This window comes from Psychrobacter sp. UBA3483 (genome assembly GCF_002377905.1).
Classification (GTDB): domain Bacteria; phylum Pseudomonadota; class Gammaproteobacteria; order Pseudomonadales; family Moraxellaceae; genus Psychrobacter.
In genome coordinates this window covers 1-15,477 of sequence record NZ_DFQS01000010.1, presented here as the reverse complement: position 1 = coordinate 15,477, position 15,477 = coordinate 1, and the positions used below count along the sequence as shown (strand labels likewise).

14 protein-coding genes are annotated in these 15,477 nt (G+C 43.9%); 8 read left to right on the top strand and 6 right to left on the bottom strand.

All coding sequences use genetic code 11. The features are described from left to right. Positions 1–36 precede the first annotated feature (36 nt). Positions 37–327 carry a type II toxin-antitoxin system RelE/ParE family toxin gene (locus B2866_RS02005; RefSeq protein ID WP_296190174.1) on the bottom strand — a complete coding sequence of 97 codons (291 nt, stop codon included), beginning with the start codon at positions 325–327 and terminating at the stop codon, positions 37–39. A 12-nt stretch (positions 328–339) separates the two neighbouring features. Then, the gene (locus B2866_RS02000; protein ID WP_068404729.1) at positions 340–561 is read right to left on the bottom strand and encodes a TA system antitoxin ParD family protein; all 222 of its coding nucleotides are present in this window, start codon (positions 559–561) and stop codon (positions 340–342) included. A 100-nt stretch (positions 562–661) separates the two neighbouring features. On the opposite strand from B2866_RS02000, the gene prpF reads away from it, so the two are divergent. The 4 genes from prpF to B2866_RS01980 all read left to right on the top strand — a co-directional run bounded on the left by prpF (position 662) and on the right by B2866_RS01980 (position 6,221). Further along, the gene (gene prpF / locus B2866_RS01995; RefSeq protein WP_296190172.1) at positions 662–1,903 is read left to right on the top strand and encodes a 2-methylaconitate cis-trans isomerase PrpF; all 1,242 of its coding nucleotides are present in this window, start codon (positions 662–664) and stop codon (positions 1,901–1,903) included. Positions 1,904–2,048: 145 nt separating this feature from the next. Continuing rightward, entirely contained in the window at positions 2,049–3,896 is a 1,848-nt protein-coding gene (locus tag B2866_RS01990) for an ABC transporter ATP-binding protein (RefSeq protein WP_296190169.1), read from the top strand. A 77-nt stretch (positions 3,897–3,973) separates the two neighbouring features. Further along, positions 3,974–4,564 (top strand): GNAT family N-acetyltransferase, encoded by a 591-nt coding sequence (locus B2866_RS01985; protein WP_296190166.1) that lies wholly within the window; start codon positions 3,974–3,976, stop codon positions 4,562–4,564. 139 nt (positions 4,565–4,703) lie between these two features. Then, a complete protein-coding gene (locus B2866_RS01980) occupies positions 4,704–6,221 on the top strand; it encodes a bifunctional 2-methylcitrate dehydratase/aconitate hydratase (protein WP_296190163.1) in 1,518 nt (505 codons plus the stop codon). Positions 6,222–6,289: 68 nt separating this feature from the next. On the opposite strand, the gene B2866_RS01975 is transcribed toward B2866_RS01980, so the two are convergent. Further along, complete coding sequence (locus B2866_RS01975) at positions 6,290–7,045, bottom strand: SDR family oxidoreductase (protein WP_296190161.1); 756 nt, start codon at positions 7,043–7,045, stop codon at positions 6,290–6,292. Between the two features lie 236 nt (positions 7,046–7,281). Here B2866_RS01975 and B2866_RS01970 point away from each other — a divergent pair, with 236 nt between their 5' ends. Further along, complete coding sequence (locus B2866_RS01970; protein WP_296190158.1) at positions 7,282–8,679, top strand: DUF2868 domain-containing protein; 1,398 nt, start codon at positions 7,282–7,284, stop codon at positions 8,677–8,679. Positions 8,680–8,734: 55 nt separating this feature from the next. After that, positions 8,735–10,354, top strand: coding sequence for a DUF3482 domain-containing protein (locus tag B2866_RS01965; protein WP_296190155.1), 1,620 nt, complete (start codon positions 8,735–8,737; stop codon positions 10,352–10,354). Between the two features lie 53 nt (positions 10,355–10,407). Here the strand turns inward: B2866_RS01965 and B2866_RS01960 are convergent, their stop codons facing one another. From B2866_RS01960 to B2866_RS01950, 3 genes are all read right to left on the bottom strand, one after another. Then, positions 10,408–11,451 carry an ArsA family ATPase gene (locus B2866_RS01960; protein ID WP_296190153.1) on the bottom strand — a complete coding sequence of 348 codons (1,044 nt, stop codon included), beginning with the start codon at positions 11,449–11,451 and terminating at the stop codon, positions 10,408–10,410. A gap of 68 nt (positions 11,452–11,519) precedes the next feature. Then, a complete protein-coding gene (locus B2866_RS01955; protein ID WP_296190150.1) occupies positions 11,520–11,834 on the bottom strand; it encodes a cory-CC-star protein in 315 nt (104 codons plus the stop codon). Between the two features lie 126 nt (positions 11,835–11,960). Continuing rightward, a complete protein-coding gene (locus B2866_RS01950) occupies positions 11,961–13,640 on the bottom strand; it encodes a carbon starvation CstA family protein (RefSeq protein WP_296190148.1) in 1,680 nt (559 codons plus the stop codon). A 376-nt stretch (positions 13,641–14,016) separates the two neighbouring features. On the opposite strand from B2866_RS01950, the gene B2866_RS01945 reads away from it, so the two are divergent. Further along, on the top strand, positions 14,017–14,685 hold the full coding sequence (locus B2866_RS01945; protein WP_296190145.1) for a hypothetical protein: 669 nt from the start codon (positions 14,017–14,019) through the stop codon (positions 14,683–14,685). Between the two features lie 102 nt (positions 14,686–14,787). Next, the gene (locus B2866_RS01940) at positions 14,788–15,351 is read left to right on the top strand and encodes a hypoxanthine-guanine phosphoribosyltransferase (RefSeq protein WP_068404752.1); all 564 of its coding nucleotides are present in this window, start codon (positions 14,788–14,790) and stop codon (positions 15,349–15,351) included. Positions 15,352–15,477: the final 126 nt, after the last annotated feature.

Genomic DNA, 15,477 nt, shown 5'->3' with positions numbered 1-15,477 from the left:
ATGAAAAATAATGAGCCTAGTGCTTTATAACGAGCATTAAAGTATTAATTTAACATCACGATAAAAGTTCTCATGTGGGCCAAACATTAAAAAGGTAAGGACAAGCTGACCATCATCGATTTGATAAGCCAATAATGTTAACTGCTTTCGCATTTTAAACTTATGAATTCGTACGGATGATAATTCACCTACCTTTTGCACACCTAGCTCAGGATTGTCAATGATGGCACGTACAGCAACATCTAGATCAGCTTTTTGATTATTGTGCAATTTTTTAACGGCTTTTTTAAAACTATGTGATTGAATAACACTTAAAGACTGAGTCATTATTTATCTAAACTATCCAAATTCGTAGGGTTCAACCATACCAGCATCAACTTCCGCTTGCGCAATCAAAAGCTGACGAACAAATTCGTAAGACAGATCAGGGTTGTCTTCCATAATTTGTCCAATGGTAGCCCAATGCTCTATTTGCTTTGGCGGGGTACGATGTTGTGCTTTAGATATCGCATAGGCTTTATCAACCAGCGCCTTGTTAAGACGTATGCTTGCAGTGGACATAAATTTCTCCATATTCAAAATATTAATCCTTGTGGTATTTTACCACAAAGATAGTGTATTAACGACTCTCATCCTCATAAACAGATATAAGGAATAAAAAATGACCCAATCAACTTTAGAAAGTAAACCAAAATTTGCCCCCCAAATCTCAGTTCCTGCTACCTATATGCGCGGTGGTACCTCAAAAGGGACATTTTTTAAATTATCCGACTTACCAGAGCGCTGCCAAGTGGCTGGCAAGGCGCGTGATAATTTCCTATTGCGGGTCATTGGTAGTCCTGATCCTTATGGTAAACAAATTGACGGCTTGGGTAATGGTAGCTCTAGCACTTCAAAGACGGTGATTTTATCTAAAGCCAAGCAAGCAGACCACGATGTCAATTACTTGTTTGGACAGGTCAATATCGCCAAGCCTATGATTGATTGGGCGGGCAATTGTGGTAATTTAACGGCAGCAGTAGGTGCTTGTGCGATTAATATGGGTCTGGTAGATGCTGATAAGATCGCCAATAGTGCGAATACTGGCATATGTGAAGTGCGTATTTGGCAAGAGAATATCAGTAAAACTATCATTGCCCATGTGCCTGTATACAAAGATGAGCAAGGCAAAGTACAAGTCCAAGAAACCGGCGATTTTGAATTGGATGGCGTGACCTTCCCTGCTGCCGAAGTGAAGATTGAATTTATTGACCCGGTTGATTCCTCTAGTGATATGTTCCCCACGGGCAACCTAGTCGATGATTTTGATGTGTCTGGCTGTGGTCTAAATACCGATAGCGTCAAAGCCACCTTTATCAGTGCCGGTATTCCAACCATCTTTATGAAAAGCGCTGATTTGGGCTTTACCGGTACGGAACTGCAAGGTGATATTAATAGTAATAGCGAAACCTTGGCTAAGCTTGAGAAAATCCGTGCCAAAGGCGGCGTGGCGATGGGACTGTTTAAAGACGTCAGTGAAGCACAAGCCAGTCAACATATTCCAAAGATTGCTTGGGTCGCCCCTGCGCAAAGCTACAGTGCTTCTAGTGGTAAAGCCGTTGATGCTGCTGATATTGATTTGGTCGTACGTGCGATGAGTATGGGGCAATTGCATCATGCGATGATGGGCACGGCAGCGGTGGCGATTGCCGCAGCAGCGACCACACAAGGTACCTTGGTCAATGAAGCCGCTGGTGGTAGCGAATTAGGTGAAGTGCGCTTTGGTCATCCGTCAGGAACGCTACTCGTCGGCGGAAAAACCGAACAAGTCGATGGACGCTGGCAAGCCAAAAAAGTTTCCATGAGCCGCTCAGCACGCCGAATTATGGTTGGTGAGGTGTTTGTACCAGCCGATGCTTTTTAGTAATGACAATTTTTAGGAAACGAACTTAAAAGAAACTTAAAAGTAACAAGGTTTAAGATGCTGCTTAAATTCTTTATACTGGCTAGTGTTTATTACAATAAACACTAGCCAGTACCAAACTAAAATCAAATAGCGCCTTAACACTATGAGTACTCCGCCACGCCGTGTTCCTTTAGATAACAAGCCTCCCACCAAAAAAACGGAACGGGGGGCTTTGCTGTGGTCAATTCTAAAAAGGCTTGGAGAGTTTGCAAGGCCCTATCGCGGGCTTTTTATTTTAACCTTGATATTGACGGTGCTTGGGTCGTTTACCGCACAGGTTAACGCTTTTGTCTTGCAATATACCATCGATACTTTGACCAATATTGTTGGTTTGCCTGACCCATGGGTAGAAGGTGTCAAATTACTGACGCTGATTAGTGTGATTTTATTGGTGAAAGAAGTCCTCAACGTCATCATCACCTTTGGTCAGCGCTATTTTGGTGAGCGTATCCGTATTAACCTATCGCGTGATTTGTCACAAAAAGTGGTCGACCGTATTTTGTCTTACAAAATGGCGTTTTATACCAGTGATGAGAACGCCAGTGGTAAGCTGCAAACCCGTATCGATTTGGGTGTCAGCAGTCTCACGCAACTGGTGCAAAACTTCTTTATTGACATGCTGCCGCTGTTTGCCAGTGCCATCGTGTCATTAATCATTATGTTTAATGCCAATTTTTGGGTCGGTATGGTCGGTTTGATTATTGTGCCGATTTACTTTTTTGTCAGTCAGCGCCAAGCCAACCGTCTACAAGGGTTTCGCAAACAAATGCGCCAATACCGCGAAACCAAAAGCGGCTTGGTGATTTCGATTATTGACTCTATCACGGTGATTAAGTCCTTTGTGCGTGAGCCGATTGAGTCCGGTAAGCACTGGGAAATCCAAAAAGATATGACCGCCAATCAGCTACGTATTCGCAGTATCGCGTTTATGTATAACGCTGGCAAAACCTTTATCGAGCAAATCGGCGTGGTGGCGATTATTGTCCTAACCTCATACTTTGTGCTCAACGGACAGATGACCATTGGCGCCATTATGTTTCACATCCTACTATTTCAAAACGTTGCCGCTCCCATTCGTGAATTGCATCGCATTTATGATCAAATCAACAATGCGCTCACTTATGCAGAAGGCTTTTTTGACATCTTGGACGACGACCAAGCGATTGAAAACGAAGGTAAAGTCAAATGTACCGATTTAAAAGGTCATATTGAGCTAAAAGATGTTAATTTCTCCTACCCCAATGGCAAGCAGGCGCTGCATGATGTGAGCTTTAACATTTATCCCAATCGCATTACCGCTTTGGTTGGGCTAAGTGGCGCAGGTAAAAGCACGATTATTAATTTATTGGTCAAATTCTATGACCCAAGTAGCGGCACTATTTGCCTAGATGGTCGCAATCTAGAAGATTACAGCACCCATAACTTGCGTGAACAAATCGGATTGGTGCTACAAAAGAACCATATTTTCTCAGGGACGATCGCCGACAACATTCGTTACGGGGCGATGGATGCCACTGATGAGGAGATTATCGACGCCGCCAAACAGGCCTCTATACATGAGCAAATTATAGGCATGCCTGAAGGCTATGACGGTGAAGCCAAACTACTCTCCGGCGGTCAGCAGCAGCGTATCGCGCTGGCACGGATGTTTTTAAAAAACCCACCGATCGTATTTTTGGATGAACCAACGGCCAGCCTTGACGCTATTGCCACCCAGCAAATTAAGCACAGTCTAGATTTAATTAAAAAAGACCGTACGGTGATCATTGTCTCGCACAATATCTCACAAATTATTGACGCCGATGACTTGGTGGTGATTGAAAATGGCCGTGTGATGGAGACTGGCACGCATGAGGAGCTTTATGCCAATCACGGTAAATACTATGAGATATTCAATGCCATGTCCGATAGTTTGAACTTAGATAAAATCAGTCAAACCTTAAATAGTTAATGCAGGGCAAAATCGTTATAATGCTCAGTCTTTAATACGTTATAAAAGCCCTTTAAATCGTTAGAAGCTATTTGACTATGACCTGTGAATTCTCTATAAAAACCTTTGATGAGCTGACCACCGTTGATGTTTACCATATTTTAAAAGCCCGCTCACAAGTATTCGTGGTCGAGCAAAACTGCCCATATCAAGATATGGACGAGGTCGATTTTGATTGTCTGCATCTGGTCGCCCATCAAAATGAAGCCTTGATTGGCTATTGCCGCATCATTCCGCCGCAATTTAATCAAAAAAGATCCTCGGTTAATCCATCAGGTCCGATACCGGCGATTGGCAGGGTTTTGGTGTTAGCAGAGCATCGCGGCTATGGCGTTGCCCGTCAAATGATGCTTGAAGCCATCAAATACTGCCGCAAAAAGTATGGTAAAAAAACCATCATCATCTCCGCGCAGACTTATTTGCTAAACTTTTACGAATCACTTGGATTTATTGTTGAAGGTGAACGCTATCTTGAGGACGGTATCGAGCATGTCATCATGGTTTTACCTGTCATTAAAAAAGTGAAAGTGAAAAAACAAAGCTCAGGGATGGTGAGTAGTATTCTCAGTTTTTTGCTATTAATACTGGCGCTTTTATTTATTATCGGTTTGGTTTATCTCATGGTTTAAACCATTAAACGATAAAACAGTCTTACACGACTTCACTGTTGTTCGATATTGAGTATGTTATTTTTGATGCATCACTGATTGATAAATCATGTCGCTTATCAATCGCTCAAATATTCGACTCAAGGAAGAGGTAACGACCATGTCTACGACTCAAAACGCTACGGTAGAGAGCAATGTCCGTCCAGAGTATGACGATGAAATTCAAAAAATCGCCGACTATGTGCTCAATTACTCTATCGATAACGACTCGCCCAATAGTGCCGATGCTTGGAATACAGCCCGCCACTGCCTTATGGACACCCTAGGCTGCGGACTGCTGGCACTGCGTTTCCCTGAATGTACCAAACACCTCGGACCCGATTGCGCCGATCAAATCACTCCGAACGGCGCGCGCGTCCCTGGTACGCCTCATAGACTCGACCCCATTAAAGCCGCTTTTGATATTGGCTGTATGGTGCGCTGGCTTGATTATAATGATACGTGGCTTGCTGCCGAATGGGGGCATCCTTCGGACAACTTAGGCGGAATTTTGGCAGTAGCGGACTATATCAGTCAACAAAACGTCAGCCAAAATAAAGCACCGCTCACCATGCGCGACGTTTTAGAAGCGATGATTATGGCGCATGAGATTCAAGGCGTACTTGCCTTAGACAATTCATTTAACCGCGTGGGTCTAGACCATGTGTTCCTCGTCAAACTCGCCTCAACAGCAGTGGTTGCTAAACTCTATAAATTACCACGCGAACGCATCATGGCGGCCATCTCGCAAGCGATTGTCGATGGTCAAGCGCTGCGCACCTATCGTCATGCACCAAACGCTGGTAGCCGTAAGTCATGGGCGGCAGGTGATGCCACCAGTCGTGCGGTACGCTTGGTCGATATCACCCGCCGCGGCGAAATGGGCATTCCGGGCGCATTAACCGCGCCGCAATGGGGCTTTTATGATGTGTTGTTCAGCCATACCAATAAGGATTTAGCACTCAAACCTGAAAACGAGCGCCGTTTTACCTTTCAGCGCGAGTTTGGTAGCTATGTGATGGAAAATATCTTATTTAAGATAAGCTTCCCTGCCGAATTTCATGCCCAGACCGCTTGTGAAGCCGCGGTTATCTTGCATCCTATGGTTGATGATAGGATTGATGAGATTGAAAAAATCGTCCTGACCACGCATGATTCAGCCATTCGAATTATCTCCAAAGAAGGCGCACTTGCTAATCCTGCCGATCGTGATCATTGTTTGCAATATATGGTTGCCGTGCCTTTATTGACGGGTGACTTGATGGCAGAGAACTATGAAGATGATTACCACGAGCAGCACCATATCTTGATTGATGGGCTGCGCCGTAAGATGGTGGTCGTCGAAGATCCCAATTATTCAAAAGATTATCACGACCCAAGCAAACGCTCGATTGCTAATGCCATTCAAATATTCTTTAAAGATGGCAGCAGTACCGATAAAGTCGCTGTCGAATATCCTATTGGTCATAAGCGCCGCCGCGCTGAAGGCATCCCAGTACTTAAAGCAAAGTTCCGAGCAAGCTTGGCAACGCGCTTTACTGACAGTCGTTGTGCAGATATTTTTGCGCTATGTGATGATCAAAAGCGCTTAGAGCAAACCCCGGTTAATGCGTTTATGGATTTATTTGTCGCTAATTAATGTTAAAGCGTATCAATAATAATAATTCAGTGCGTTTTTGTTTTTATGAATTGTATTTTTACCAATTTTTACCAAGGAATGGACTCACCTGCCCAATCGACAAAACTGCCAGATTGGGCGGCAGTCATACTATCAAGCACTTCTATTAAACGCTCGGCGCTATAAGCTGGCGAGAACAGTTTTTCGTCAGCCACATTGCCCTGAAAAGGTGAAGATAACTGGGTATCAACCGTACCTGGTTGCATGACGACCACGCAGACATCCTTTAGCGAGCGCGTCCATTCAATACTCAAATTTTTCATACCCATATTGAGTGCCGCTTTACTCATACGGTAGCTATACCAACCGCCAAGCTGATTGTCGCCGATACTACCAACCCGAGCCGATATGGTCGCAAAAATCGCCGGTGCGTTCGTACTGCGCTCAGCTTTTGCCAGTAATGGCTTGATATGCTTGGCAATCAGCAAACTGGCTAAGGCATTAATCTGCATACTCTGCAAAAAGAAGTCCGTCTCCAGTTGTCGTAGCGCTTTTTCTGGTTGATTATGCGGCGTATGCAATAGCCCCACACAGTTAATCACCCAATCGATATGAGGGGCTTGCTGCTTAATATCAGCAATGGCTTGTTCAATACTTTTCTCATTGCTGACATCCATCGGTAACCAATACAAATTATCGGCCGCAAAATTAGGCTGATTTGCATGATAAGTGGCAAATATTTTTCCCCGGCTTTTATTATTAGCACTCATCTCCATTAGCTGTTTAACAATAGCCTGACCGATACCACCGCTAGCGCCAATGATGAAGTAGTTTTTTTGATTCACAAAGCACTCCTTATTAGCATATATATGCATTCTTGCATTCATTTTGGCGTATTTACTTTACATTTACTATGCTAAAACGCTAAGAATAATAGAAGTTATCGCTATTCTATATAGGCTACAATAATCACTGACGGGTAAATACTCGACATCTATCAGTTGAGATGTCTAAATACCGTTAACCTTTAATCTTAACCTTTTAAATTTAACCAACGCCTTTATACGGATATCATCGCCCTATGCTATCGCCCCAAGACCAATTGACCGAGCTGGTACGAACGCTTGAGACGCAGCAGCATGTCTTTGCCACTGACCCGCTACTTATCACAGAAAAGCTGCAAGGTGAGGATGGGAAGCCCATTCAAAAGTTGCATCGCCGCGCCTCGCGTATCGATAGTAACGGTGCGCTGGCACGTGTGCTTGGTAAAATTGATGGGCGCATCAAAGGTATTATGCTGGTTATGAGTGTGGTGTGGTGCATTTCGGGGTTTTTGGGACTGTTTACTCTGCTGCAGACCAATGTGGTGAATTTCTTTTATGTGCTGGTTTGTCTGCTTGGGTTTCATACCCTTATGCTGTTAGGCTGGCTAGTCATGACTTTGATTAATCAGGGTAAGCAGTCGTCAAATTGGTTTGCCAGTTTTGTGAGTCCAAGTTATCTGATACGCGGTAAGGACGATGTCACCAAAGCGGCGGTTGATTTGTATGAGCGTCAATTACAACATAGCGGTATGCGTTGGTATCTGGGGCGCTTTAGCCACCAATTGTGGCTCGCTACCTTGACTGGTATGCTGCTTGCGATCATATTTTTGTTGATTGTGCGCCAGTATAGCTTTAGCTGGGAGTCGACATTACTGTCTGATCAGGCGCTTATCACTTTGACTCAAGTACTCGGCTGGTTACCAAACAAGGTTGGATTTACCGTGCCTGACAGTGCTGCTATCGTACAGAGCCGTTTGGTGACTGATGCCATGCCATTATCGATGGCGCGGCAATGGGCAGGCTTATTGGTCGGTAGTTTGCTGATGTACGGTATTATACCAAGGGCGATTGCTTGGGCATTTTGCGCATTGATGTTCCGCCGTAAAAAAATGCGCTTAGATATCAAGCAGCCGTATTATCAAAAGATTCTGAACTTTTGGCAACGTCATGTGGTCGATGAAGATGATTTTAAGGCAGCGCCCGCTCCTGTCGCGCCAAAAGCGACGCTTAGTACTGGTAAAAAACTGGTTGCTCTACTTGAATACCCATCACAGCAGGATCATTGGTGGCAATCAGGACTTAGTGCCGACATAAGTAGCCATAGTAATAGTAACATTAGCAATGTCGAGAACTTCGGTATTGTTGACGACCGTGATGATATGCATCGCTTAACGACTTATTTGGACAGCCATCCGGTTCAAGTATTATTAGGTATTCATAGCAAGGCTTTACCTGACCGAGGTACACTGCGTAAACTTGATCGTATTGCCGAACATGCCACAGACGGCCTTATTGTACAGCTGCTCAGTGATACCAGCGCTACTAACACCAACGAGCAAGAGCAAAGCCCAGAAAACCAAAGCCCAGAAAATCAGGACGTTCGTTATCAGCAGTGGCAGACCGCCCTTGCCGCTCGAAAAATCGGCTTGGTTTAGCTTGGCTACATCCTGTTATACCGATACTCAATAATATTAATAATAAGATCCTATTATGAATAATGACAATAATAATCAAAACAACCATCAAGATAGTGCCAAAGCTGTCGGCCTCTTTGCTGATAAAGCCTATGAGCCAATACTTGCGCCAACATCCAACTCAGAAACTGAAGACGAGCAGGCCCTACCTACTAATAATACTGCCTCTAAAAAAACTATTGCCAGTGGCGAAGCACTCAAACTAGCGGTCGTTGGTCATACCAATACGGGCAAAACGTCACTATTGCGCACATTACTCCGTGATGTTTATTTTGGAGAAGTGAAAAACGAAGCAGCAACCACCCGTCATGTAGAGCAAGCAAAATTGACCGACAGCCAAACGGGCGAAATATTGGTGGTGCTTTATGACACACCGGGTTTAGAAGATGCTTCAGGGTTAATGGATTGGCTAGAAGACAACACTGCCAGTCGCCGTGACGGTATTGAGCGTTTGCAGCAGTTTTTGGCAGCCGACATTGCCCAAGGTGGCGATGCGCTAACTAGCAATGAGGACTATAGCCAAGAAGCCAAAGTGATTCGGCAGCTGCTTGCAAGTGACATGGCCATCTATGTCGTCGATGCCCGTGAGCCGGTACTCGGTAAGTATAAAGATGAGTTGGCTATTTTATCTTGGGCGGCGATACCTGTTATGCCAGTATTTAACTTTACTGACAGTCAAGATGCCAATATTGACGCATGGCAGACAATGCTGGCAAGACGTAATTTGCACATCTCAACGCGTTTTGATTCCGTGGCTTTTGAATTCAAAGATGAGATGCGCTTATGGCAAAATCTTGCCACCATGCTCACCCATTCTGAGATGCTTGAACAACTGATGGCACGCCGTACGGAAAACTGGGCGCAGCTCTATGAGGAGGCCAATATCATCATTGCCGATTTTTTATTAAATGTTGCCTCCTTTGTGCGTGAAATTAGTGAAGATGTTGATCCAATGCCCATACTTGCGCAAATGCAAGAAGCGGTCAGGCAGAGTGAACGAGCAATGCAGAACAGCCTGCTTAACTTATATAAATTTTATGATAACGCCGTGGCAGCAACGCCGCTTGAGTTACAAGCCTATCAGCAAGACCCGTTTGACCCTGAACTGCTTAAAAGCTATGGTATTCGCACGACATCTGGTGCAGCAGCGGGCGCATTATTAGGTTTGGGCATTGATGCGGCGGCGCTTGGTACAACGTTAGGTTTGGGCGCGGCCATTGGTGGTATCGCAGGCGGGCTATTATCGAATACCAGTAGTATCGCTGATAGAATTACTGGGGTAAAACGCTTATATATCGACCCTGCCACTCTAACCTTGCTTGCCACGCGAGCGATAGATTTACTCACCGCCCTGCGTCATCGTGGTCATGCAGCAACCGATGCCACCCAACTGATATATAGCGGCGCAAAAAATGATGCTGATATCGCAAATAATGACAATTTAAGTAACGATAATGAAGATAGTGCTGTCACGCCATGGCCGCCACATAAACTGCCCAGTGAGCTTAAAAAAGCTCGTGGCAAACCACAATGGTCATCACTTAGTAGCGGTAAATCTGAACAGGCTCAGCTACTACGTGCAGATATGGCGTGGTCGCTGGCAAATAAATTACAATTATATAAGCCTGAGCATTAAGTATTAACCGTCGGTTTCTTCTATTTTTCAAACATCTGGTTTTCAAGCCACCTTTACGATGATGGGCGTAACAGCATACTTAATGCTTCAGTACCGCGTACGTCTGTTTGCTGCAAATAGATTGGATACAGTGGATAATTGGAGAAACTGTTTTCAATATCCTGCAGCAAGTGCTGTTGCCGCTCGGCACGAAGACGCCAAAATTCATCTGACTGCGTGGGTACTATCAGCTGATTGATAACTATCGCGGCTGGTGTGAGTTTACTTTCTTCCAATTGTTCGATAGCGCGTTTGGTTTCTGCTAATGGCAATACGTCGGCAGTCATCACCAATACAATCGCTGTTTGGCTACGGTCGTGAAGCAGTATCCCTGCTTGTCGAAACAGCTGTTTACGTTTTTCTAGTACTGCTACCGCTTGCTCCCAGCGGTCAGATTTTTTTTTGGCAAACGGATTTGGTACATCTTTTTTATTAATGTCTTTTTGACTGCTCTTTTGATTGTGACTGTCTAAATGGTTCGCGACCGAGCGTAATTTTGCCTGACGGCGCTGCTGTGCTAGCAGCCCATCTGTCCACGCGCCCATCATCTCTGGCAATATGAGTAAGCGCAACGTATGCCCAGTGGGCGCGGTATCAAATATGATATGTTCATACCTTTTATCAGAGTCAGCATCTGCAGCCGTGATTAAATGCTGACACATAGATTCGAGCATGGCCGCTTCTTGTGCGCCAGGTGCTGACTTTGATAGCTTTAGATGCTCACGAATTTTGGGCATCATATCTGGATTGGCATAAGATTTAATGGTGGATTCAACTTGAGCAAAATGTGCATCGACGATGACATCGGGGTTGAGCTCAATGGCATCAAGATACGGCGTGATGGCAGTTTTCTGGTTATTGAGCTGTACATTTAATACATCACCCAAGCTATGCGCTGGATCGGTTGAGACAATTAAGGTCTTTTTTTGCTGGCACGCATAATAGCTGGCAAGTGCCGCAGCCGTCGTGGTTTTACCGACACCGCCTTTGCCACCAATAAATATGATAGGCTGGGTCGATAGTTGGTCTACTAATCCGTGTAGAGGGTGTAATGCCATATTGGTATCTCAATTTTAATTCATTCATTTTTTATCATTTTTTCTTATAAATCCAACTAGCAGTTGACTTAACAACAACCAACGTGGTCAAAGGGGCATTTATCCAACCCCATGCGTGTATGCCATTCATGGAAATTTTCTAAAAATAATGGCTGTAATTCCAAGGTATAAAAGCTGGCAGGATTATCAATACCTAAGCTCTCTGCAAACATCAGCAGCATAAAGAAATCTTCTTCATCACGTGCCGCGCGTGCCATCGTCTGGCGATAAGGGGCATGATAAAACTCATTGAGTCCTGCCGCAAAACGTTGCCACCATGGTGCTTTGTTTTTTACTTGGTTTGACAGGCTTTCTAGTTGTTTTGGTATCGGGTGATCTTCCATGATTTACTCACTTCTACTTATTTTTTATGATCCATCATGCCTTCTATGATGCCTGCCTCATACAAAAAACGCCAGCAATTGCTGCTAGCGTTTTTTTATATGGATAAGTGTAGGTTCTCAGCTCAATTACGAATCCGTTTTACCTTTATGCAATGTCCACTCTTTACGCAGTACAGATAGACTCTCGAACGTTACCAGAATCGTTGCGATCAAGATAATAATGTCCATAATAATCAGCAGCCAATTGCCATCTGTAAAAAAGGTTTTTAGCTGAATCAATAAGGCGAAAACGGTCATAACAAGCAAGAATGACAAAGGTGCTAAGGTGTACCAAACTGGCTTGCCTTTACGTAATAAAATGACCGTGACAATCATAAGGGTTAACGCCGCCATAAGCTGATTGGTGGTACCAAATAATGGCCAGATAATCATGCCACCTGCACCATCAATACCACCGGCGCCAAACGCCAATAGTAGACAGCTGCCGACGGCAAGAAAAGTAGCTACGACACTCTTACTTAGCACTGGAATATTATAAAACTCACCAAACTCTTGGAAGATATAACGTTGCAGACGGACGCCAGTATCCATCGTGGTGCCAGCGAATAATGCTGCCATGACAGTCAGCATCGTTTGTGAAAGTACCATATCGATACCAACGCCTGCATTTAAGATGGTCGCACCACCATCGATAAAAGCACCGATAGAACCGTCGCCAAATTTTTGATAAACCGCTTGCCAATCACCGAGTGTCGCAAAACCTGCGGTGGCCGCAAGAATGGCACCCAATGCGAGCATACCTTCACCCATGGCACCAAAATAACCAACAAAGCGCACATCGCCTTCTTTATCAATCTGCTTAGAAGTCGTTCCGGTCGCCACCAAACCATGGAATCCTGAGATAGCTCCGCACGCAATAGTGACGAACAATAATGGCATTAATGACGGCGTACCGATGGGTAAATCATGATTAATCGCTGGCGCGACAATGTTTGGTGTCGCAATAAATACGGCGGCATACAATAAAATCAAACCAACAAATAATTGTAACCCATTAATATAATCGCGCGGTTGCAATAGCATCCATACTGGTAATAACGAGGCAATCGCCGCATAGGCAAATAAGATAATAATCCATATAGCGTTATCAGGTAGTCCCATAAAGGTCTCTGGTAACACGACTGGGAACATAGGGCCAAGATAGATAAGTCCATATAAAGCGACAACGCCAATGATAGATACCCAGACCAGATTCATCTTATAGCGATAGATACATTGACCGATGATAAAGGCTACGACCAATGCGCCCCAGACAGGTAACACAGAAGACGGGGTCTTAATCATCATATTGGCAATAGCGACGCCAAATACTGCGTTCACCATCAATAATAATAGGAAAATAACTACCATCATTAAGCTACGCACACGTGTGCCCATGACGGTACCAGCAATCGAGCCAATAGACTGACCCTTATTACGCATACTGGCCCAAATGGCTGACATATCATGGACGCCTGCCATAAAAATGGTACCTAAAACCACCCAAATAATGGCCGGTACCCAACCCCAAATAACCGCAATCGCAGGACCGATAATTGGTGCCGCTCCTGCGACCGACGTAAAATGATGCCCCCACAATACATATTTATTAGTAGGAATATAATCTACCCCATCTTTCATCGTATGGGCTGGCGTGGGACGACTGTTATCCAAGGCCAAAATTTTAGTAGCGATAAATTTTGAGTAAAACAGATAACCGCAAAGCATTGCGGCGACACCAACCAACAGTACAATAGCACTATTCATCTTATCTCTCCCTAGACAAGTATTAGATAGCCTTATAAGTTCAAGCTTTTTAAATCAAAATCTTAAAAATATGCTAGATTAGTGAGCAGTGAGTGACACGGCTCACTGTTTTTTAGCTCACTGTTTTTTTTAAACAGTTGTGAAGAAAACAGCTATTAAGGACATAACAGCACCTCTTACTATCATTACTGACTAACAAAGTATGGCGATTTAAGGGTAAGACGCTTTAGATTTAAGTCGCTTGGCCAATTAGCCATAAAGTATAATGAGTCTTTACTTAGTCTGTGACTTAGCATTCTGTGCCTTAGATAGTAACTTATTTAGCAGTAATTGTAACGTTGGTGAAACATTAAAAATGATAAATACAGGAGTTAGAATGGCCCATTATTTTGGATTTGTACCGTCAGACGAATTAAAAGCGCTGATTATTGAAGCAGAGCAAGTCGTTGAATCAAACGCAAAAACAGATTACTACCCGTATCGTGATGCCTTAACCCATCAAACGGCGCGTGATCTTACGGATAAATTGTTGGTCGGACTGGTAGATATTATTCCAAATCCTGAGCGCCAAGCCTCTATGCGTAAAATCGTTGGAACGATTGAACGAGCGACGGACACCTTACTCAATATTTTATTGGGTAAAGAAAACAACGAAGAAGTGATGCCAAGCTTTCATTTCTTACGGGATCAAGCGACCTTTATTGATAATGAAGGGGTGAAGCGTATCGGTTTTAAATTATCAGATACAGATGCTAAAATCATCGATGACGGTTTTGCAGCGATTACGCCCGAACATGTTGATAGAACGGCCTTTAAAAAAGCACTTGAGACTGTAAATGAAGAAACGTTGACGCACTTTATCAGTCGTTACTCTGAAACGTTAAAACTTGGCATGATTAAGCGTAAGTCTGTACCAGTTGCCAAATCCGCTATCGATAAAGGTATGAGCATGGCACTAAACAAACTGCTACCCGACTTACCGGACGCCTCATTGAACCGTTTGGCCAATTATTATCGTCCTTTTATCGTAAAAAAGCCTGAATAGCGGCTACATTAGCAACTAATATGTTTTTATTAAGGCGGTAGTGTTGGGCAAATTTGCTAAAATTTGCTAAAATAGGCGGCACTTTTATCAAAGGCGCAACTCATGACCCAAATTAACAACCAAGAAATTGAAAAAACCCTGCGCAACTCAGAGTGCCTTATCAGCAGTATCGAAGTAGCCGCTGCTTATGAGCGTCTGGCCGCCCAGCTCAACCTACATTATGCCGGCTTAAACCCAATCGTGATGGTCGTTATGAACGGCGGGCTTATCCCAGCTGGTCAATTATTGACGCATTTGACCTTTTACCATCGCATGCACTATATCCATGCATCACGCTATCGTGATAATGCGGGCACTAATGAGCTTGATTGGAAATTCAAACCTGATGTCAGCATCGAAGGCGAACACGTTTTATTAATCGATGATATTTTTGATGAAGGTATTACTTTAAAAGCCATTGTTGAAGAATTAGGTAAAGAAAAGCCCCTATCGATTGAATGTTGCGTACTGCTCAATAAAGAGCACGATCGCAAGGTTGCAGACTTTGATGTTGATTTTGTTGGTATCAACGTTGCAGATCGTTATGTCTATGGCTGTGGCATGGATTTTCATGGTTACTTGCGTCATCTGCCTGGTATCTACGCTATTAAAGAAGACAAAATATAGTCAGTCTTTGACTCATTTTACGGCATAATAAAAAAGCATCCAATCGGATAATGCCAGGCAGTTAACGCTGTCTGGTATTTTTTTTTGGAAATTTTTGTGGTTTACCCTTAACTATGCTGGTGCAAG

Excerpts from the sequence above, each read along its gene's own strand:
- B2866_RS02005 (WP_296190174.1), bottom strand. The coding sequence starts at position 327 with ATGACTCAGTCTTTAAGTGTTATTCAATCACATAGTTTTAAAAAAGCC.
- B2866_RS02000 (WP_068404729.1), bottom strand. The coding sequence starts at position 561 with ATGTCCACTGCAAGCATACGTCTTAACAAGGCGCTGGTTGATAAAGCC.
- prpF (WP_296190172.1), top strand. The coding sequence starts at position 662 with ATGACCCAATCAACTTTAGAAAGTAAACCAAAATTTGCCCCCCAAATC.
- B2866_RS01990 (WP_296190169.1), top strand. The coding sequence starts at position 2,049 with ATGAGTACTCCGCCACGCCGTGTTCCTTTAGATAACAAGCCTCCCACC.
- B2866_RS01985 (WP_296190166.1), top strand. The coding sequence starts at position 3,974 with ATGACCTGTGAATTCTCTATAAAAACCTTTGATGAGCTGACCACCGTT.
- B2866_RS01980 (WP_296190163.1), top strand. The coding sequence starts at position 4,704 with ATGTCTACGACTCAAAACGCTACGGTAGAGAGCAATGTCCGTCCAGAG.
- B2866_RS01970 (WP_296190158.1), top strand. The coding sequence starts at position 7,282 with ATGCTATCGCCCCAAGACCAATTGACCGAGCTGGTACGAACGCTTGAG.
- B2866_RS01965 (WP_296190155.1), top strand. The coding sequence starts at position 8,735 with ATGAATAATGACAATAATAATCAAAACAACCATCAAGATAGTGCCAAA.
- B2866_RS01960 (WP_296190153.1), bottom strand. The coding sequence starts at position 11,451 with ATGGCATTACACCCTCTACACGGATTAGTAGACCAACTATCGACCCAG.
- B2866_RS01955 (WP_296190150.1), bottom strand. The coding sequence starts at position 11,834 with ATGGAAGATCACCCGATACCAAAACAACTAGAAAGCCTGTCAAACCAA.
- B2866_RS01950 (WP_296190148.1), bottom strand. The coding sequence starts at position 13,640 with ATGAATAGTGCTATTGTACTGTTGGTTGGTGTCGCCGCAATGCTTTGC.
- B2866_RS01945 (WP_296190145.1), top strand. The coding sequence starts at position 14,017 with ATGGCCCATTATTTTGGATTTGTACCGTCAGACGAATTAAAAGCGCTG.
- B2866_RS01940 (WP_068404752.1), top strand. The coding sequence starts at position 14,788 with ATGACCCAAATTAACAACCAAGAAATTGAAAAAACCCTGCGCAACTCA.